A 17964-nucleotide genomic window follows, 5' to 3' on the forward strand; every position below is an offset into this window, starting at 1 on the left:
CTGGCTTTGCCAACGATGGGCTGCGTAACAGCCCCAATGTTCCCGCCTGCTGTTACTTCTCCAACTCATCCAGGGCTTGCTGCAGCTCCTGCTTGGACTCGGCCAGCTTGTCCTTGCGCTTGTTGATCTTCTCGGCATCGCCTTTTTTCATGGCCTTGTCCAGGTCCTTGGTGCGCTGGTTCACTTCATGGCGGGCGTCGAGGACTTTCTGCTCGCGCTCCTTGCGCAGACCGGCGTCGGTGCAGTGCTCGGTCACTTCGCTGAGGGCCTTTTCCAGGCCGGCTTGCTGATCACTGTTGCCATGGGCGCGAGCCTGCTCGATCTGCTCGCTGATGGCTTGCTTCTTGGCTGCGCAACCGGTCAGGCCTGGCTGTTCTTCAGCGGCCAGCAGGGGCGCGGCCAGGAGTGAGCAGGCAGTGAACAGGGCAAGCGGGGAAAGCAGTTTCATTGGGGGCTCCGTTGTCGCGGGCTTGGCAGAATCCGTGATGCTGCCCTGATCCGGGAAAATTAGAAACCCTCGATTGTGTGTCTGCGCAATTGTTCGGCCACTATCTGCACCTCGGGTGAGCTGAAAAATGCCAGCAATTGAGCACTGCGACCTTGGCCAACACCCGGTTCGCTCAGCCATTGCCCGGCGTCGCGCTGGAGCAGGTCTACCCAAGTGGTATCCGCTGCCAAAGGCGTTGCGGCTGGAACGCCCAAAGCGCTGAGCCAGCGCGCGAAGGGTTGCTGGCGAGCCTGGTCGAAGGCGTGCAGCAACTGCTGGCGGCTGCGCTCACCTAGTCCGGGTACCGATTGCAGGTCTTGGTCCTGGAGGTCCAGCCAGTCGCCCAGGCCGCGAACATGACCGCTGTCGATCAGTTTCTCCCAGGTACCCGGGCCCAGCCCTGGCATGTTCAGGCCTTGCTTGCCGCTGAGCCAGTTGAGCCGGGCGATGAACTGGCCGCGGCAGCCATCGCTCGCTTGCCAGCAACTGAGCAGGTGGTAGTGGGCAGGGTCCGGGACCGCGATGTTCATACGTTGAACGCTGCGGAGTACGACCTCGTCCAGGCGCGGGATGGTCAGCCCGGCCAGGCTGATGGCCACTTGATCACCGGGGCGGATGTCCAGCTGCTGCCAGCGCTGAAAGGAGCCGAGGCTGACCTGACGGATCTGCCGGTCATCCAGTTGCACCGGCTTGATCTGCAGCACCGGCGTGATGCGCCCGGTGCGGCCAATGTTGAACTGCACACCACGGACTTCAGCCAGGGCCTGGGCAAAAGGGTACTTCCAGGCGGTTATCCAGTAAGGGTCGCGTGCTTGCCAGCGCGTGCCGTCCGGACGATTGCCCTGACGCAGCACAACGCCGTCGCTGGCGAACGGCAGCGGGCTGCGGTACCAATACTCACGCCACCTGGCAGCCTCGGCAAAGGTGCTCAAGGGTTCGCTGTAACGCTCGCTATGTTCAAAGCCCAATGTGCTCAAACCCTTGAGCCGCGCGCGCTGATCGGCCGGTCCCTGCGGCCAGGCCCAGACGAACAACCCGACCACCGCGCCCTGTTCGGCGCTGATGCGTTTGCGTGCCAGCAAGCCGGCGACATTGCCGCGGGCGTTGAGGCTGCCGGCATTGGCTTGCACATGGCCGTCCAGGCGCCAGAACAGTTCGCCCTGAAGCACAAGGTCGAGCGGCTCGGGCAACTGCTGGTTGAGCCCGCCCAGGGCCGGGATGTGGCGGCTCCAGTCGTGACCATGAACGCCGTCGCCACGGCTGATCAGTTGCACCAGCTTGCCGCCGCGATAGACCAGGGTGGCAGCCACGCCGTCGACCTTGGGCTGAATCCACAGGTCTTGCTTGCCATGCAGCCAGGCTTTGACTGCCGCCTCGTCGGCCAGCTTGCCCAGGCCGGTATGGGCAATCGGGTGGCGCAGGGGGCCGACGGCGGTTTTCAGCGGGTTGCCCGGCGCCTTGGCCGGCAAGGGGAAGCAGCTTTGCAGATGGCTCAGGCGCGTACGGCTCTGGTCGTAGAGTTCGTCGGCGACCAGTGAGACACCCTGACGGTGATAGTGATCGTCCCAGTCGGCAAGCGTCAGCTGGAGCTGGCGGATTTCAGCCCGGGCCTGGACCGTCGGCCAGTCGGGGCAAGTCTGCGCGTGTGCCGGGAGCAGCCAGAAGAAGAGCAGAAGGGACAGCAGGGACGTGTGCAGCATGGCGAGCATCCTTGCTCGGTGGGGTGGAATACCAAGCCTAGGAAAGATTGTTCGCCTTGAGGGTGTTCAACTGTCAGGTCATGTGTCGAGAAGTACTGCAGCCAATAGAAAAAGCCCCGACCAGTTACCCGGTCGGGGCTTTTGCTTGCAGCTTGCAGCTTGCAGCTTGTATCTTGCGGCTTGTGGCTTCAGCCCTTACAGGCCGGCAGCGGCGCGCAGGGCGTCGACGCGGTCGGTGCGTTCCCAGGTGAAGGTGGTGAAGGTGTCGTCGCCGACGGTCTTCTGCTGCGGGATACGGCCGAAGTGACCGTAGGCAGCGGTTTCCTGGTACATCGGGTGCAGCAGGTCGAGCATGGTGGTGATCGCGTACGGGCGCAGGTCGAAGCACTCGCGCACCAGCTGGACGATCTTGTCGTCGGAGATCTTGCCGGTGCCGAAGGTGTTCAGCGAGATCGAAGTCGGCTGAGCGACACCAATGGCGTAGGAAACCTGGATCTCGCAACGCTCGGCCAGGCCGGCTGCGACAATGTTCTTGGCCACGTAGCGACCGGCGTAAGCCGCGGAACGGTCAACCTTGGACGGGTCCTTGCCGGAGAACGCACCACCGCCGTGACGGGCCATGCCGCCATAGCTGTCGACGATGATCTTGCGGCCGGTCAGACCGCAGTCACCCACCGGGCCGCCGATGATGAACTGGCCGGTCGGGTTGATATGGAACTGGGTGCCTTTGTGCAGCAGTTCGGCCGGCAGGGTGTGCTTGACGATCAGCTCCATCACCGCTTCCTGCAGGTCTTTTTGCGACACTTCAGGATTGTGCTGGGTCGACAGTACAACGGCGTCGATACCGACTACCTTGCCGCCTTCGTAACGGCAGGTAACCTGCGACTTGGCATCCGGGCGCAGCCACGGCAGCAGGCCGGACTTGCGTGCTTCGGCCTGGCGCTCGACCAGACGGTGCGAGAAGCAGATCGGTGCTGGCATCAGCACGTCGGTTTCGTTGCTGGCGTAGCCGAACATCAGGCCCTGGTCGCCGGCACCCTGGTCTTCAGGCTTGCTGCGGTCAACGCCCTGGGCGATGTCTACCGACTGCTTGCCGATGATGTTCATGACCGCGCAAGTCGCGCCGTCGAAGCCGACGTCGGAGCTGTTGTAGCCGATGTCGACGATGACTTTGCGAACGATGTCTTCCAGATCGACCCAGGCCGAGGTGGTGACTTCGCCAGCGATGATTGCCACACCGGTTTTCACCAGGGTTTCGCAGGCCACGCGGGCGAACTTGTCCTGGGTGATGATGGCGTCCAGCACCGCATCCGAAATCTGGTCGGCGATTTTGTCCGGATGCCCTTCAGACACGGACTCGGAGGTGAAAAGGGAGTATTCGCTCATCTCGACGGGTTCCTAAAATTTACCGATGGTGATGTCGCCAGCCGGTCGCTGAAAATGGCGGACCTGAATCTGGAAACCATTACGTAAGCCCACATAGAGGCTGTCCCCGGGCGCCAGTCCCGCAGCGCTGGCCCAACGGGCCAGGTCGTCCTGCTCGAAGCCCAGCCAGATATCGCCACAGGCCTCTCTGGCCCAGCTCTGGTCGTGGCTGCACAACTCTGTTACCAACAGGCTTCCGCCTGGTTTCACGCGGTTGGCCAGCTGCCTCAGGGCTTCGGCCGGGGCGCTGAAATGGTGCAGGACCATATTCAGCACTACGCAGTCGGCTTCCACATCCGTTGCACTGAGTGCATCGGCCAACTGCAGGTTCACATTAGCCAGACCTTCGCGCTCGCAGACCCGGCGGGCCAGGTCGAGCATGGTCGGGCTGTTGTCCAGAGCGGTGACCCGGGTGAAGCGCCGGGCCAGCTCGGGAAGAAATTCGCCGTCCCCGGGCCCTACTTCGAGGGCATCGGCGTCGGTTTCGAAGCTGAGTTTGTCGAGCAGGGCCAGCAGGCTTTCGCGGTATTGCGGCAAGCCGGCGATCAGGTCCTGCTGGGCACGAAACTTCTCTTCGACACGCAGGAAAAAGTCCTGGCTGGTGGCGGCCCGGCGTTGTTGCACCTGGGCGATACGGGCCTGGACTTCATCGGCCAGGCCCAGCCCGTCCACCTCTTCGAGCAACGCTGCATGCAGCTTGCCGCCGAGGCTTGGGCCGTCGGGCAGGGCGCGACGGTAGAAGATCGCATTGCCTTCGCGACGGGTCGCCACCAGGCCGGCCTGGGCCAGCACCTTGAGGTGGTGGCTCATGCCCGATTGACCAATGGCGAAGATCTGCGCCAGCTCCAGCACACCGAACGAGTCGCTGGCCAGTGCGCGCAATACATTCAGGCGCAATGGGTCGCCGCCGGCTTTGCACAGGGCAGCCAGCGCGTCGCTTTGCTCTTGGCGGATCGACGGCACGGGTAGGTTCATGGTGCGGCAGTCTAGTCAGGCAGCGATAACGTCGCAAGGCCAATATCAAAAAGTTTTGATATTGCGCGATAAGCGGGGCAATTCGTCGCAGGCTGTGCGACCGATCCGGCTGTTTGCCCGGTCTAACGCCTGATTCTTCTCTCAATCACAGGAAAATCACGCTGCATCGACCATCCGTCATTGCCCCCGGGCACGTGCCTGGGCGAAAATGGCCGCCTTTTTTCGTTTCGTAACTAATTCAACACCCAGGAGATAAGCGATGCCCAGCCGTCGTGAGCGTGCCAACGCCATTCGTGCCCTCAGCATGGATGCCGTGCAAAAGGCCAACAGCGGCCACCCCGGTGCCCCTATGGGCATGGCGGATATCGCCGAGGTTCTGTGGCGTGACTACCTGAAGCACAACCCGACCAACCCGAACTTCGCTGACCGTGACCGCTTCGTGCTGTCCAACGGCCACGGTTCGATGCTGATTTACTCGCTGCTGCACCTGACCGGCTACGACCTGTCGATCGACGACCTGAAGAGCTTCCGTCAACTGCACAGCCGTACCCCGGGCCACCCGGAGTTCGGTTACACCCCGGGCGTCGAGACCACCACCGGCCCACTGGGCCAGGGCCTGGCCAATGCCGTTGGTTTCGCCCTGGCGGAAAAAGTCCTGGCGAGCCAGTTCAACCGCGCAGGTCATAACGTCGTCGACCACCACACCTATGTGTTCCTGGGTGATGGTTGCATGATGGAAGGTATTTCCCACGAAGTCGCTTCCCTGGCCGGTACCCTGGGCCTGGGCAAGCTGATCGCCTTCTACGATGACAACGGCATCTCCATCGACGGCGAAGTCGAAGGCTGGTTCACCGATGACACCCCGAAGCGTTTCGAAGCCTACAACTGGCAGGTGATCCGCAATGTCGACGGCCATGACGCCGACGAGATCCGCACCGCCATCGACACCGCGCGCAAGAGCGAGCAGCCGACCCTGATCTGCTGCAAGACCATCATCGGTTTCGGCTCGCCGAACAAGCAGGGCAAGGAAGATTGCCACGGTGCCCCGCTGGGCAACGACGAAATCGCCCTGGCGCGCAAGGCGCTGAACTGGAATCACGCACCGTTCGAAATCCCGGCTGACATCTACGCCGAGTGGGACGCCAAGGAAGCCGGCAAGGCCGTTGAAGCCGAATGGGACCAGCGTTTCGCTGCCTACTCCGCCGCTCACCCAGAGCTTGCCAATGAACTGGTGCGCCGCCTGAGCGGTGACCTGCCGGCTGACTTCGCGGAGAAGGCTGCAGCCTACATCGCCGAAGTCGCGGCCAAGGGCGAGACCATTGCCAGCCGTAAAGCCAGCCAGAACGCCCTGAACGCCTTCGGCCCGCTGCTGCCTGAACTGCTGGGCGGTTCGGCCGACCTGGCCGGTTCCAACCTGACCCTGTGGAAAGGCTGCAAAGGTGTCAGCGCCGAAGACGCCAGCGGCAACTACATGTTCTACGGCGTGCGTGAGTTCGGCATGACCGCGATCATGAACGGTGTCGCCCTGCACGGCGGCCTGGTGCCTTACGGCGCGACCTTCCTGATGTTCATGGAATACGCCCGCAACGCGGTGCGCATGTCGGCGCTGATGAAGCAGCGGGTCATCCACGTCTACACCCACGACTCCATCGGTCTGGGCGAAGACGGCCCGACCCACCAGCCGATCGAGCAACTGACCAGCCTGCGCAGCACGCCGAACCTGGACACCTGGCGCCCAGCCGATGCCGTCGAGTCGGCAGTCTCCTGGAAGGTCGCCCTGGAGCGCAAAGACGGCCCATCGGCGCTGATCTTCTCGCGTCAGAACCTGCAGCACCAGGCGCGTGACGCCGAGCAGGTCGCCAACATCAGCCGCGGCGGCTACGTCCTCAAAGACTGCGCCGGCGAGCCGGAGCTGATCCTGATCGCCACCGGTTCCGAAGTCGGCCTGGCGGTTCAGGCGTTCGACAAGCTGACCGAGCAAGGCCGCAAGGTCCGCGTCGTGTCGATGCCATCGACCAGTGTGTTCGACGCTCAGGATGCTGGCTACAAGCAGTCGGTGCTGCCACTGGAAGTCGGCGCGCGTATCGCCATCGAAGCGGCCCATGCCGACTTCTGGTACAAGTACGTCGGCCTCGAAGGCCGCGTCATCGGCATGACCACCTACGGCGAGTCGGCTCCTGCGTCGGCGCTGTTCGAAGAGTTCGGTTTCACCCTGGAAAACATCCTGGGTACTGCTGAAGAGCTGCTGGAAGACTGATCCCGTTTCCCTGTGGGACTGGCGTCGGCTTCATCGCTGGCAAGCCAGCTCCCACAGGGGCTGCGGTGATCCCTGTGGGAGCTGGCTTGCCAGCGATTGAAGTCAACTCGATTCCCGCAGGTTGCAGATAACGCTTCTGTTCCGTGAGCATCCCATGCCCCAATCGCGTCCTTACAAAGTTGCACTCAACGGCTACGGCCGTATTGGTCGTTGCGTCTTGCGCGCACTCTTTGAACGGGGGGCGAAGGCGGGCTTCGAGATCGTTGCACTGAACGACCTGGCCGATCAGGCCAGCATCGAATACCTGACACGCTTCGACTCCACCCACGGGCGTTTCCCCGGTGAGGTGAAGGTCGACGGCGATTGTCTGCATATCAACGGCGACTGCGTGAAGGTGTTGCGCAGTGCCACCCCGGAAGGGGTCGACTGGGCGGCGCTCGACGTCGACCTGGTGCTGGAGTGCTCCGGTGCCTACAACACCCGTGCCGATGCCATGCGTTTTCTCGACGCCGGTGCGCCGCGGGTGCTGTTCTCCCAGCCCATGGCCAGCGAGGCGGATGTCGATGCCACGGTGGTCTACGGCATCAACCAGGATTGCCTGGACGGCACCGAGACGCTGGTCTCCAACGCCTCCTGCACCACCAACTGCGGGGTGCCGCTGCTGCGGGTGCTGGACCAGGCCTTTGGCCTGGAGTACGTGTCGATCACCACTATTCACTCGGCGATGAACGACCAGCCGGTGATCGACGCCTACCACCACGAAGACCTGCGCCGTACCCGTTCGGCGTTCCAGTCGGTGATCCCTGTGTCCACGGGCCTTGCCCGCGGTATCGAACGGCTGTTGCCGGAACTTGCCGGGCGAATTCAGGCCAAAGCCGTACGCGTGCCGACCGTCAACGTGTCGTGCCTGGACATCACCCTGCAGACCGCCCGCGATACCACCGCAGCCGAGGTCAACCGGGTGCTGCGCGAAGCCGCCCTGAGCGGCCCGCTGCAAGGTCTGCTGGCCTACACTGAACTGCCGCACGCCAGTTGTGATTTCAACCATGACCCGCATTCGGCGATTGTCGATGCCAGCCAGACCCGCGTTTCCGGCCCCCGGCTGGTCAACCTGCTGGCCTGGTTCGACAACGAATGGGGTTTTGCCAACCGTATGCTCGACGTTGCCGATCACTTTCTGCACGTCGTCAATCAAACCCGCTCCACTTGTAAACAGCCCTGAAGGACTGCATTCATGACCGTGTTGAAGATGACCGACCTCGATCTGCAAGGTAAGCGCGTACTGATCCGCGAAGACCTCAACGTGCCTGTGAAGGACGGTGTGGTTGCCAGCGATGCGCGTATCCTCGCTTCGCTGCCGACCATCAAGCTGGCCCTGGAAAAGGGCGCGGCCGTGATGGTCTGCTCGCACCTGGGCCGCCCGAGCGAAGGCGAGTTTTCCGCCGAGAACAGCCTCAAGCCGGTCGCCGAGTACCTGAGCAAGGCCCTGGGCCGCGACGTGCCGCTGGTTGCCGACTACCTCGACGGTGTCGAAATCAAGGCCGGTGATATCGTCCTGTTCGAGAACGTGCGCTTCAACAAGGGCGAGAAGAAGAACGCTGACGAGCTGGCGCAGAAATACGCCGCCCTGTGCGATGTATTCGTGATGGACGCGTTCGGTACCGCTCACCGCGCCGAAGGCTCGACTCACGGTGTTGCCAAGTTCGCCAAGGTCGCCGCTGCTGGCCCGCTGCTGGCTGCCGAGCTGGACGCCCTGGGCAAGGCCCTGAAAGCCCCGGCCAAGCCGATGGCGGCCATCGTTGCCGGCTCCAAGGTTTCGACCAAGCTGGACGTGCTCAACAGCCTGAGCCAGATCTGCGACCTGCTGATCGTCGGCGGCGGCATCGCCAACACCTTCCTGGCTGCGGCCGGTCACCCGGTCGGCAAGTCGCTGTACGAGCCTGACCTGATCGACACCGCCAAGGCCATCGCCGCCAAGGTCAACGTGCCGCTGCCGGTGGACGTAGTGGTTGCCAAGGAATTTGCCGAAAGCGCCGAAGCGACCGTCAAGCTGATTGCTGACGTTGCCGAAGACGACATGATCCTGGATATCGGTCCGCAAACCGCGGCCAACTTCGCCGAGCTGCTGAAGTCGTCGAAGACCATCCTGTGGAACGGCCCGGTTGGCGTGTTCGAATTCGACCAGTTCGGCAACGGCACCAAGGTCCTGGCCCAGGCCATCGCCGACAGCGCTGCATTCTCCATCGCTGGCGGTGGCGATACCCTGGCGGCTATCGACAAATATGGCGTTGCCGAGCAGATCTCCTACATTTCTACCGGTGGCGGTGCATTCCTCGAGTTCGTCGAAGGTAAAGTGCTGCCGGCCGTTGAAGTGCTGGAACAGCGGGCCAAGGCCTGATCCACTCAGCGCCTGGCAAAGGGAGCGACCTGATGGTCAAGCAGTTGCCTGTGATTATCCTGGCCGGGTTGCTCGGCGCTTGCTCCAGCAACCCGGAGCAGGCGGCGCCAAAGCCCGGCACGCCGAAAGGCGGCTGCTATCAGTCTGAATGGCAGGCTGAAACGGCACCGGTGATCAACAAAAGGCTGGGCCCGGATGGCCTGGAAAAATACGACGACGAACATCAGCGCCGGGCCCAGGGTTGCCCTTGATCGGTTCGCGGCAACCTACCGGCCGGTTTGTGGTCTGCTAGAGGGTATTGGATGAAAGCGGTAGTGGCCTTGATGGCCCTGGCAGTACTCGGTGGTTGTGCAAGCCTCAAGCCTGCACCGGCGCCGACCGACAACTGGACCCGCTGGGTCTGTGACAGCCAGGCCGAAGTGCTCTGGCGTTTTGTCGACAGCAGCCAGCAGGACGTGGATGTACGCCTTGGGGGCGGCGACCAGGTCTACCGGCTCAAGCCGGAGCCCAGTGGCTCGGGTGCGCTGTACAGCGATGGAGTGCTGGCGTTCCACAGCAAGGGTGATGAAGGCCTGGTGTACTGGGTCGCCACCAACGATTTGATAGGGCGGGGCTGCAAGGCGCCGTGACTGGCCGGGCCGTCTGATGGCCCACACTACTTGAATAGCAACCGCCGCTGCGGCAGGCTTGCACGAAAAACGACGCTTGTCGGGAGAGAGATACACAATGGCACTCATTAGCATGCGCCAGATGCTGGACCACGCCGCTGAATTCGGCTACGGCGTTCCAGCTTTCAACGTCAACAACCTCGAGCAGATGCGCGCCATCATGGAAGCCGCTGACAAGACCGACTCCCCGGTGATTGTCCAGGCCTCGGCCGGTGCCCGCAAATACGCTGGCGCGCCGTTCCTGCGCCACCTGATCCTGGCTGCCATCGAAGAATTCCCGCACATCCCGGTGTGCATGCACCAGGACCACGGTACCAGCCCTGACGTCTGCCAGCGCTCGATCCAGCTGGGTTTCAGCTCGGTCATGATGGACGGCTCGCTGGGTGAAGACGGCAAGACTCCAACCGACTACGACTACAACGTCCGCGTTACCCAGCAAACCGTGGCCATGGCTCACGCTTGCGGCGTTTCGGTTGAAGGCGAGCTGGGTTGCCTGGGTTCGCTGGAAACCGGCATGGCCGGTGAAGAAGACGGTATCGGCGCCGAAGGCGTGCTGGATCACAGCCAGATGCTGACCGATCCGGAAGAAGCCGCCGACTTCGTCAAGAAGACCCAGGTCGATGCCCTGGCCATCGCCATCGGTACCAGCCACGGTGCCTACAAGTTCACCAAGCCGCCTACCGGCGACGTGCTGGCAATCGACCGCATCAAGGAAATCCACAAGCGCATCCCCAACACCCACCTGGTGATGCACGGTTCGTCCTCGGTACCGCAAGAGTGGTTGGCGATCATCAACCAGTACGGCGGCGACATCAAGGAAACCTACGGCGTTCCGGTTGAGGAAATTGTCGAAGGCATCAAGTACGGCGTACGCAAGGTCAACATCGACACCGACCTGCGCCTGGCTTCCACCGGTGCCATGCGTCGCCTGATGGCCACCAATCCGAGCGAGTTCGACCCGCGCAAATTCTTCGGCGAAACCGTCAAGGCCATGCGCGATGTCTGCATCGCCCGTTACGAAGCCTTCGGTACCGCAGGCAACGCCTCGAAGATCAAGCCGATCTCCCTGGAAGCGATGTTCCAGCGCTACGCCAAGGGCGAGCTGGCCGCCAAGGTCAACTAAGCCTGAACAGAAAAACCCGCAGCGATGCGGGTTTTTTTGTGCCTGTGCGCCAGGGAGTCGGCGCGCATGGCCCGGATGGACAGACCGTTAGTCGGCTAACAGGCCATTCCGCGCATGATGGCAATGTGCTGACTTCAGATTTGCGGCAGCCGGGTCTAGAGTTACGCACAGATTTCAGCCGAAGTCCGGCATTGGTGCCTTAAGAGAAGCAGCATGGATTGCGCGCAACCTCAGTCACACGATAGCGGCTCAGTACTGCTGGTCGTTGATGACTACCCGGAAAACCTGATCAGCATGCGGGCCTTGCTGGCCCGCCAGGATTGGCAAGTACTTACCGCGAGCTCCGGGACGGAAGCCCTGAGCGCGTTGCTCGAACACGAAGTGGACCTGGTGCTGCTGGATGTGCAGATGCCCGGCATGGACGGTTTCGAGGTTGCCCGCTTGATGCGCGGCAGCCAACGCACGCGGTTGACGCCAATCATCTTTCTTACCGCCAACGAGCAGTCCCAGGCCGCCGTGCTCAAAGGGTATGCCAGTGGCGCAGTGGATTACCTGTTCAAACCCTTCGACCCGCAGATTCTCAAACCCAAGGTCCAGGCCTTGCTTGAGCAGCAGCGCAACCGGCGCTCGTTGCAGCGTTTGAGTCGCGACCTCGAGGCGGCGCGGGCCTTCAATGCCTCGGTGCTCAACAATGCCGCCGAAGGTATTTTGGTGGTGAATGAAAACGGTGGAATCACCTTTGCCAATCCGGCCATTTCCCAGTTGCTCGAAGCCCCTGTCGAGAAGCTGCAAGGCGCCAGCCTGCTGGATTTCGTGCAATCGCCAGGCATGACGTTGTGGAATGAGTCGGCCTTCTACCAGGCCTACCTGGACCGGCAGATTTTCCGTATCCACGATGCTTTGCTGCGCACCGCCGGTGGCCAGCCGGTGCCGGTGGCGCTGTCCTGTTCGCCGTTGACCGATGGTCAGCGGGCCATGGTGGTCACGGTGCTGGACATGTCGGTGGTGCGCAACCTGCACCAGCAACTGGAGTTCCAGGCGGTCACCGACCCCCTGACCGGACTGCTCAACCGTCGTGGCTTCTATCAGGCCGCCGAAAGTGCGCTGGTACGCAACGAACGCAGCGACAAGGCCCAGGCCCTGATGTACCTGGACCTGGATGGATTCAAGCGGATCAATGATTTTCTCGGCCATGAGGCGGGCGACCGGGTGCTGCATTGGGTGGCCGAGCAGCTCAAGGATTGCCTGGGGGCCAGCGCGATTCTCGCGCGCATGGGCGGCGATGAGTTCACGGCGCTGTTCGATGCACTTGAATACCCGGAGCAGGCTGCGCGATTTGCCGAGCGGGTGATCGAGCGCATGTCGATCTGCCAGCAGATCGACGGCATGGAAGTGACCCTGGGCGTGAGCATCGGTATTGCCACCTACCCCGATTGTGGCGCCAACCTCGACGGCCTGCTGCGTGCGGCCGATGCCGCGATGTATGCGGCCAAGCAGGCTGGGCGCCAGCAATACCGCTATTACGACCAGGACCTTAACGGCCGGGCACGTTCACGGCTGATGCTCGAGGACTCGGTGCGCGGCGCCATTGAGAACCAGGACTTCAGCCTGGTCTACCAGCCTCAGGTCGCCTTTGCCGACGGACGCCTGCGCGGCTTCGAGGCGTTGTTGCGTTGGCAGCACCCCAGCGTTGGCGATGTACCGCCGGGGCTGTTCCTGCCCTTGCTGGAGGAGGCGCGGTTGATTTCGCGCCTGGCCAGCTGGATCTATGCCCAGGGTGCGGCGCAACGGCGTGACTGGCAGGATTGCTTCGATCCAGCCTTGGTGCTGGGGATCAGCCTCAGTCGCGTGCAGTTTGCCATGCCCAACCTGGTCGAGGAGCTCGGGCGGGTGATTGGCAGCCAGGGTCTGGAGCCGGCGCAGCTGGAGGTCGAGATTGCCGAGACCTCGCTGATGGTCAACAACGAGGTGGCCTTGAAGCAGTTGCACAAGCTCAGAGAGCTAGGCGTACGCGTTGCCCTCGACGATTTCGGTGCCGGCGATTGTTCGTTGCGCATGCTGCGCGATCTACCGATCGACACCCTCAAGCTTGACCGCCATTTGGTCGCACGTCTGCCCGGGTCGCAAGCGGACGCGGCGCTGGTGCGTTGCGTGATTGACCTCTGCCGGCAGTACCGTATCAGCGTGATCGCCGAAGGCGTCGAAACCCGCGAGCAGGCGCATTGGTTGCAAGCCAATGGTTGCGAGTATGTGCAAGGCTTCTTGGTGGCGCGGCCCATGACTCCTGGTGACGCCGGGGCGTTTCCGGGCTTTTTTGACTGGCAAGGGGTGTAGTTGGGTACACTGGGCGCTTTTATCGTCAGCCGTTTTGACCATGACTGTGCTCAAGTACCTGCAAGCCTATCCGCCCGCAATGCAAGACCAGGTTCGCCAGTTGATTGCCAGCAATCGCCTGGGCGACTACCTGCAGCAGCGCTATCCGGACAAGCACGCGGTGCAGAGCGACAAGGCGCTATACGCCTACACCCAGGCGCTCAAGCAGGAGCACCTGCGCAACGCGCCGAACCTTGACAAGGTGCTGTTCGATAACCGCCTGGACCTCACCCACCGGGCACTCGGCCTGCACACCGCGGTGTCGCGGGTACAGGGCGGCAAATTGAAGGCCAAGAAGGAAATCCGCATCGCCTCGTTGTTCAAGGAAGCGGCGCCGCAGTTCCTGAAGATGATCGTGGCGCATGAGCTGGCGCACCTGAAAGAGTCCGATCACAACAAGGCGTTCTACCAGCTCTGCGAATACATGCAGCCGGGCTACCATCAACTGGAATTCGACCTGCGGGTTTACCTGACCTACCGCGAGCTGCCCGCCAGCCTGTAGGCCCTGAGGATTTGCCAATGGAAGTGAGCAAGACCAAGAGCAGTTTCTACCGCCGGCTGTATGTCGCCTGGCTGATCGACAGCCAGACGGCCAGCACTGTCCCGGCGTTGATGGAGGCCACCGGCATGCCGCGGCGCACCGCCCAGGACACCATTGCCGCCCTGGCTGACCTGGATATCGTCTGTGAGTTCGAGCAGCAGGCAGGGGCGCGCAATCATGCAGGGCACTACCGGATTCGTGACTGGGGAGCGATCGACAAGCAGTGGATCATCCAGCATTTGCGCGGTATTCGTGAAGTGCTGGGGTATCCCTGAGGGCCCCATCGCTGGCAAGCCAGCTCCCACAAGGTTCTGTGTGACTCCTGTGGGAGCTGGCTTGCCAGCGATGGGCTGCGCAGCAGCCCTGAATTTCAGCCGCGACGCATACCGATATGCGGGATATCGTCTTCCAGATACTCCTCTCCCGCCACCTTGAAGCCATGGCGTGCATAGTAGTCCTGCAAGTGCGCCTGGGCGGACAGATACACCGGCACTTCTGGCCAGTATTCCTCTGCATACTTGAGCCCGTGCTCCATCAGTTCATGACCCAGCCCACGACCACGTGCCTCTGGGGCGATCAGTACCCGGCCAATGACCACGTCACCGCCCTGGGATTGCGGATCGAGTAAACGCAGGTAAGCCAGCAGGTTGTCACCCTCCCAGGCCATCAGGTGGCAGGTGTCGCCCTCCAGGTCCTGGCCGTCGACCTCCTGGTAGGCGCATTTCTGTTCGACCACGAACACTTCGGTGCGCAGTCGCAGAATGGCATAGAGTTGTTCCTTGCCAATGTCGCTGTGGTGTTTGCAGATCCAGTCGATGGCCATGGGCGTCTCTCAAGCGGTTGATACCCCTGATCATGGCAGACAGCGGGGCGAGGGTCTAATTGCTCCAGGTCAACACAGGCTCGAAGTCGACCAGAATAGAGGCTATTTGATATCATTTGTCTCTGCCCGAGTGCTGCTTCTTTGTGTAACCTGCAATGGCTGATAGGCACTGAACATTCTCAAGCAGTTGAAATCAACGGCGCGAACCAGAGGTTCGCTAAAGGATTTGAGCATGCGGCCATTGCTTCGAGTCTTGGCTTTGCTGGGAATACTGCTGCTGGCGAGCACGACGGCGCAGGCCGCCACGCTGCGCCTGGTTGCTGACAGCTGGCCACCTTTCACTGACGCCAACATGGCCAACGGCGGCTTGGCCACGGCCATCGTCACCACCGCCCTGACCCGTGCCGGCTATACCAGCCAATACGAACAGGTGCCCTGGGCGCGGGCGCTGCTGGGAGTGGGGGACGGGCGCTACGATGTGCTGGTCAACGCCTGGTACAACGACGCGCGTACGCAGATTGGCCAGTTTTCCGCCAGCTACCTGACCAACCGTATCCGTCTGCTCAAGCGCAAAGGCGACGCGGTGCGCTTCAATGCCCTCAGCGACCTGTACCCGTTCCCCATTGCTGTAGTGCGCGATTACGCCTACTCGCCCGAGTTCGACAGCGACACCCATTTGCAGAAGATTCCGGTACGCAGTTTTTCCGTCGCCGTCGGCATGTTGGCCGCGGGCCGCGTGCGCCTGGCGCTGGAAGATGAGTTCGTTGCCGGTTACTACCTCAAGCGCGAACCGAAAGAGGTGCGTGAGGCGGTGGAGTTCTTTGACCAGCCCATCAGCGAGAACAGCCTGCATATCCTGGTCAGTCTGAAGAACCCCGAGCACCAGCAGATCGTCGCCGGCTTCGACCGCGCCATTGCGCAGATGAAAGCCGACGGTAGCTATGCCCGGCTGCTCAGGCAGCACGGCTTGTGATCAGGCTGTCGCGCTGTCCTTGATCAGGTGCGCGGCAAGGGTCCGTAGCGGTCCCAATTGACGGCAGATCAGCGCCAGCTGGGTTTGCACCAGGCGCTGGTTTTCGTCGAGCTCTTCGGGCATCTGCTCAAGCTCATTGGCCAGGGCCTCTTCGGCATCACTGTGAATGGCCACCGGCAGCTTGCTGGCCAGGCCTTCGGCAATCTCATCCAGGCTATTGGCCAGGCGCGCTCCGGCACTGTCGATCAACTGCTCGCGAACCTCGGCATCCAGCGCGTTATCGCGGTGTGCACCCAGGCCCGAGAGATAGCTGAGCAGGGTGTGCGAGAGCACCAAAAAGCGAAAGCCGACATCCGCCTCCTTACGAAAATGCCCAGGCTCCATGAGCATGTTGGCCAGGGTGGTCGACAGCGCCGCATCGGCGTTGTGGGCATTGCGCCGGGCCAGGCGGTAGGCGAGGTCGTCGCTCTTGCCCTGGGCGTACTGCTGCATGATCTGGCGCAGGTAGGTGCTGTTGCAGCTCAGGGTGTTGGCCAGCACCTTGTTCAGGCGCCGTCCCTGCCAGTCCGGGAGGAACAGGAACACCGCGAGGATGGCGATCAGGCTGCCTACCAGGGTATCGAACAGGCGCGGCAGGAACAGCCCGTAGCCATCGCCGATCTGGTTGAAGCAAAACAGCACCATCAGGGTGATCGCTGCGGTCGCCAGGGTGTAGCGGGTGGTGCGGTTGACGAAGAACACCACCCCGGCGGCCACGGCGAACAGCGACTGGATGACCGGGCTCGGGAACAGGTCGAACAGCGCCCAGCCGACGGTCAGGCCGATGGCGGTGCCGATGATCCGTTGCACCAGCTTGCGCCGCGTGGCGCCGTAGTTGGGCTGGCAGACGAACAATGTGGTGAGGATGATCCAGTAGCCCTGGGTCGGGTGAATCAGGTGCACCATGCCATAGCCGATCGACAGCGCCAGCGGCAGGCGCAGGGCATGGCGGAACAGCAGCGAGGTCGGTGTCAGTTGCTGGCGCAGGCGGCTCCAGACGTCCTTGAAGTTACGCGGCGAACGGTCGAGCAGGCTGCTGTCGCTGGCATCGGCGAGGTTGTCGGGGTTGCTGGCGTCGCTGAGCAGGCGGTCGAGGGTCGCCAGGTTAGCCGCCAGTGCGCGCAGCGAACGCAGCAGGCCGCGCCAGGCCGGGTTGCTCTGGATGCGCAGGTGTTCGAGCGAGGCGTGCAGGTCTTCCAGGGCCTGGGTGAAGCTGGTGTCGTAGGTGAACGGCTGGCGCAGCTGGATGGATTCGGACAGCTGCTGACAGGCCACCCCTTGCTGGCGCAGCAGGCGCTGGCAGCGGAACAGCACATCGCTGTGGAAGAAGGCTTCAGTCAGGGCGTTGTACGGGTAGTGCGAAGAGCTGGCGCGCTCGTGGATGTCCTGGGCGAGGAAGTACAGCTTCAAATAGCGGCTGACCTTCGACCCCGGCCGGCCATTGCCAACCCGGTGCAGGATGATCTCCTTGGCCGCATTGAGCGCGGCCACCACCCGGCCATTCTGCTGCGCCAGCTCCAGGCGGCGGGCTTCGACGTCCAGTTGGCGGATCGGTTCGAACAGGGTGGCCTTGAGCTTGAGGTAGCGGCCCAGTTCGCGGAACAGCCGGGCCAGGCTCTGCTGTACCGGCTGGTTGGAGAACAGCGCCTGCCACAGCACTGAAAGCAAACCGTACCAGGCGGCCCCGGCCACCAGCAGCAGTGGCTCATGCCAGAAGTCCGTGACCTCGCCGCCACGCTGGTCGACGCCAATCATGGTGTACACCGAGAGGATCAGCGTTGCCGAGGCAATCGCCCCGTAGCGTTCACCGAGGGCGCCAAGCATGGTCAGGGCGAAGCTGGCCAGGGCCAGGGCGCAACCGAAGATGATCGGATAGGGAAACAGCAACTCCACCGACAACGCGGCGATGGTGAAACATACCAGGGTTACCGCCAGGGCATTCAGGCGCCCCTGCCAGCTGTCGTCGGTTTCAGCCAGGGCGCTGGCGATAATCCCCAGGAACAGCGGGATCAGCAGGCTCATCTCGTCCTTGTACCAGCACAGCAGCATGCTGCCGGTCAGGGCGATGAGAACGCGGATGGCATAGCTGAACTTGTCCAGGGCCCAGAGGCGGCGCAACGATTGGCTGAACGAGGAAGATGACATGTCGGGTGGGCAGGCCTTGGGCGATGATCGAAATTGA

16 protein-coding genes are annotated in these 17964 nt (G+C 62.5%); 10 read left to right on the top strand and 6 right to left on the bottom strand.

What is annotated here, in order from left to right:
- Positions 1–52: 52 nt before the first annotated feature.
- From BV82_RS02770 to BV82_RS02785, 4 genes are all read right to left on the bottom strand, one after another.
- Positions 53–448: a DUF1090 domain-containing protein gene (locus tag BV82_RS02770; protein WP_036995461.1), complete on the bottom strand. Its 396-nt coding sequence runs from the start codon at positions 446–448 to the stop codon at positions 53–55.
- Between the two features lie 59 nt (positions 449–507).
- Positions 508–2187, bottom strand: a complete 1680-nt coding sequence (gene ligB, locus BV82_RS02775) for an NAD-dependent DNA ligase LigB (RefSeq protein ID WP_010221524.1) — start codon at positions 2185–2187, stop codon at positions 508–510.
- A 195-nt stretch (positions 2188–2382) separates the two neighbouring features.
- Positions 2383–3573: a methionine adenosyltransferase gene (gene metK / locus BV82_RS02780; RefSeq protein WP_010221525.1), complete on the bottom strand. Its 1191-nt coding sequence runs from the start codon at positions 3571–3573 to the stop codon at positions 2383–2385.
- Between the two features lie 12 nt (positions 3574–3585).
- On the bottom strand, positions 3586–4587 hold the full coding sequence (locus BV82_RS02785) for an ArsR/SmtB family transcription factor (RefSeq protein ID WP_026001214.1): 1002 nt from the start codon (positions 4585–4587) through the stop codon (positions 3586–3588).
- 259 nt (positions 4588–4846) lie between these two features.
- Between BV82_RS02785 and tkt the strand changes: the two genes are divergently transcribed.
- The 9 genes from tkt to BV82_RS02830 all read left to right on the top strand — a co-directional run bounded on the left by tkt (position 4847) and on the right by BV82_RS02830 (position 14222).
- Entirely contained in the window at positions 4847–6844 is a 1998-nt protein-coding gene (gene tkt, locus BV82_RS02790) for a transketolase (protein WP_036995462.1), read from the top strand.
- Positions 6845–6998: 154 nt separating this feature from the next.
- Positions 6999–8066, top strand: coding sequence for an erythrose-4-phosphate dehydrogenase (epd, locus tag BV82_RS02795; protein ID WP_036995463.1), 1068 nt, complete (start codon positions 6999–7001; stop codon positions 8064–8066).
- Between the two features lie 12 nt (positions 8067–8078).
- Entirely contained in the window at positions 8079–9242 is a 1164-nt protein-coding gene (locus BV82_RS02800; protein ID WP_010221529.1) for a phosphoglycerate kinase, read from the top strand.
- Positions 9242–9493 carry a hypothetical protein gene (locus tag BV82_RS02805; RefSeq protein WP_026001215.1) on the top strand — a complete coding sequence of 84 codons (252 nt, stop codon included), beginning with the start codon at positions 9242–9244 and terminating at the stop codon, positions 9491–9493. The genes BV82_RS02800 and BV82_RS02805 overlap by 1 nt, the downstream gene beginning before the upstream one ends.
- 51 nt (positions 9494–9544) lie before the next feature.
- The gene (locus BV82_RS02810; RefSeq protein ID WP_010221531.1) at positions 9545–9871 is read left to right on the top strand and encodes an MliC family protein; all 327 of its coding nucleotides are present in this window, start codon (positions 9545–9547) and stop codon (positions 9869–9871) included.
- 97 nt (positions 9872–9968) lie between these two features.
- Positions 9969–11033: a class II fructose-bisphosphate aldolase gene (gene fba / locus BV82_RS02815; RefSeq protein WP_010221532.1), complete on the top strand. Its 1065-nt coding sequence runs from the start codon at positions 9969–9971 to the stop codon at positions 11031–11033.
- A 213-nt stretch (positions 11034–11246) separates the two neighbouring features.
- Positions 11247–13367, top strand: a complete 2121-nt coding sequence (locus BV82_RS02820; RefSeq protein WP_010221533.1) for a putative bifunctional diguanylate cyclase/phosphodiesterase — start codon at positions 11247–11249, stop codon at positions 13365–13367.
- A gap of 40 nt (positions 13368–13407) precedes the next feature.
- Positions 13408–13908 carry a YgjP-like metallopeptidase domain-containing protein gene (locus tag BV82_RS02825; RefSeq protein ID WP_036995464.1) on the top strand — a complete coding sequence of 167 codons (501 nt, stop codon included), beginning with the start codon at positions 13408–13410 and terminating at the stop codon, positions 13906–13908.
- Between the two features lie 17 nt (positions 13909–13925).
- Positions 13926–14222: a winged helix-turn-helix domain-containing protein gene (locus tag BV82_RS02830; protein ID WP_010221535.1), complete on the top strand. Its 297-nt coding sequence runs from the start codon at positions 13926–13928 to the stop codon at positions 14220–14222.
- Between the two features lie 95 nt (positions 14223–14317).
- Here the strand turns inward: BV82_RS02830 and BV82_RS02835 are convergent, their stop codons facing one another.
- Complete coding sequence (locus BV82_RS02835) at positions 14318–14770, bottom strand: GNAT family N-acetyltransferase (RefSeq protein WP_010221536.1); 453 nt, start codon at positions 14768–14770, stop codon at positions 14318–14320.
- Between the two features lie 232 nt (positions 14771–15002).
- Here BV82_RS02835 and BV82_RS02840 point away from each other — a divergent pair, with 232 nt between their 5' ends.
- On the top strand, positions 15003–15743 hold the full coding sequence (locus BV82_RS02840) for a substrate-binding periplasmic protein (RefSeq protein ID WP_010221537.1): 741 nt from the start codon (positions 15003–15005) through the stop codon (positions 15741–15743).
- On the opposite strand, the gene yccS is transcribed toward BV82_RS02840, so the two are convergent.
- Positions 15744–17927, bottom strand: a complete 2184-nt coding sequence (gene yccS, locus BV82_RS02845) for a YccS family putative transporter (protein ID WP_036995465.1) — start codon at positions 17925–17927, stop codon at positions 15744–15746.
- Positions 17928–17964: the final 37 nt, after the last annotated feature.

It is taken from the genome of Pseudomonas donghuensis, from assembly GCF_000696345.2.
Lineage (GTDB): Bacteria > Pseudomonadota > Gammaproteobacteria > Pseudomonadales > Pseudomonadaceae > Aquipseudomonas > Aquipseudomonas donghuensis.

Excerpts from the sequence above, each read along its gene's own strand:
- BV82_RS02770 (WP_036995461.1), bottom strand. The coding sequence starts at position 448 with ATGAAACTGCTTTCCCCGCTTGCCCTGTTCACTGCCTGCTCACTCCTG.
- ligB (WP_010221524.1), bottom strand. The coding sequence starts at position 2,187 with ATGCTGCACACGTCCCTGCTGTCCCTTCTGCTCTTCTTCTGGCTGCTC.
- metK (WP_010221525.1), bottom strand. The coding sequence starts at position 3,573 with ATGAGCGAATACTCCCTTTTCACCTCCGAGTCCGTGTCTGAAGGGCAT.
- BV82_RS02785 (WP_026001214.1), bottom strand. The coding sequence starts at position 4,587 with ATGAACCTACCCGTGCCGTCGATCCGCCAAGAGCAAAGCGACGCGCTG.
- tkt (WP_036995462.1), top strand. The coding sequence starts at position 4,847 with ATGCCCAGCCGTCGTGAGCGTGCCAACGCCATTCGTGCCCTCAGCATG.
- epd (WP_036995463.1), top strand. The coding sequence starts at position 6,999 with ATGCCCCAATCGCGTCCTTACAAAGTTGCACTCAACGGCTACGGCCGT.
- BV82_RS02800 (WP_010221529.1), top strand. The coding sequence starts at position 8,079 with ATGACCGTGTTGAAGATGACCGACCTCGATCTGCAAGGTAAGCGCGTA.
- BV82_RS02810 (WP_010221531.1), top strand. The coding sequence starts at position 9,545 with ATGAAAGCGGTAGTGGCCTTGATGGCCCTGGCAGTACTCGGTGGTTGT.
- fba (WP_010221532.1), top strand. The coding sequence starts at position 9,969 with ATGGCACTCATTAGCATGCGCCAGATGCTGGACCACGCCGCTGAATTC.
- BV82_RS02820 (WP_010221533.1), top strand. The coding sequence starts at position 11,247 with ATGGATTGCGCGCAACCTCAGTCACACGATAGCGGCTCAGTACTGCTG.
- BV82_RS02825 (WP_036995464.1), top strand. The coding sequence starts at position 13,408 with ATGACTGTGCTCAAGTACCTGCAAGCCTATCCGCCCGCAATGCAAGAC.
- BV82_RS02830 (WP_010221535.1), top strand. The coding sequence starts at position 13,926 with ATGGAAGTGAGCAAGACCAAGAGCAGTTTCTACCGCCGGCTGTATGTC.
- BV82_RS02835 (WP_010221536.1), bottom strand. The coding sequence starts at position 14,770 with ATGGCCATCGACTGGATCTGCAAACACCACAGCGACATTGGCAAGGAA.
- BV82_RS02840 (WP_010221537.1), top strand. The coding sequence starts at position 15,003 with ATGCGGCCATTGCTTCGAGTCTTGGCTTTGCTGGGAATACTGCTGCTG.
- yccS (WP_036995465.1), bottom strand. The coding sequence starts at position 17,927 with ATGTCATCTTCCTCGTTCAGCCAATCGTTGCGCCGCCTCTGGGCCCTG.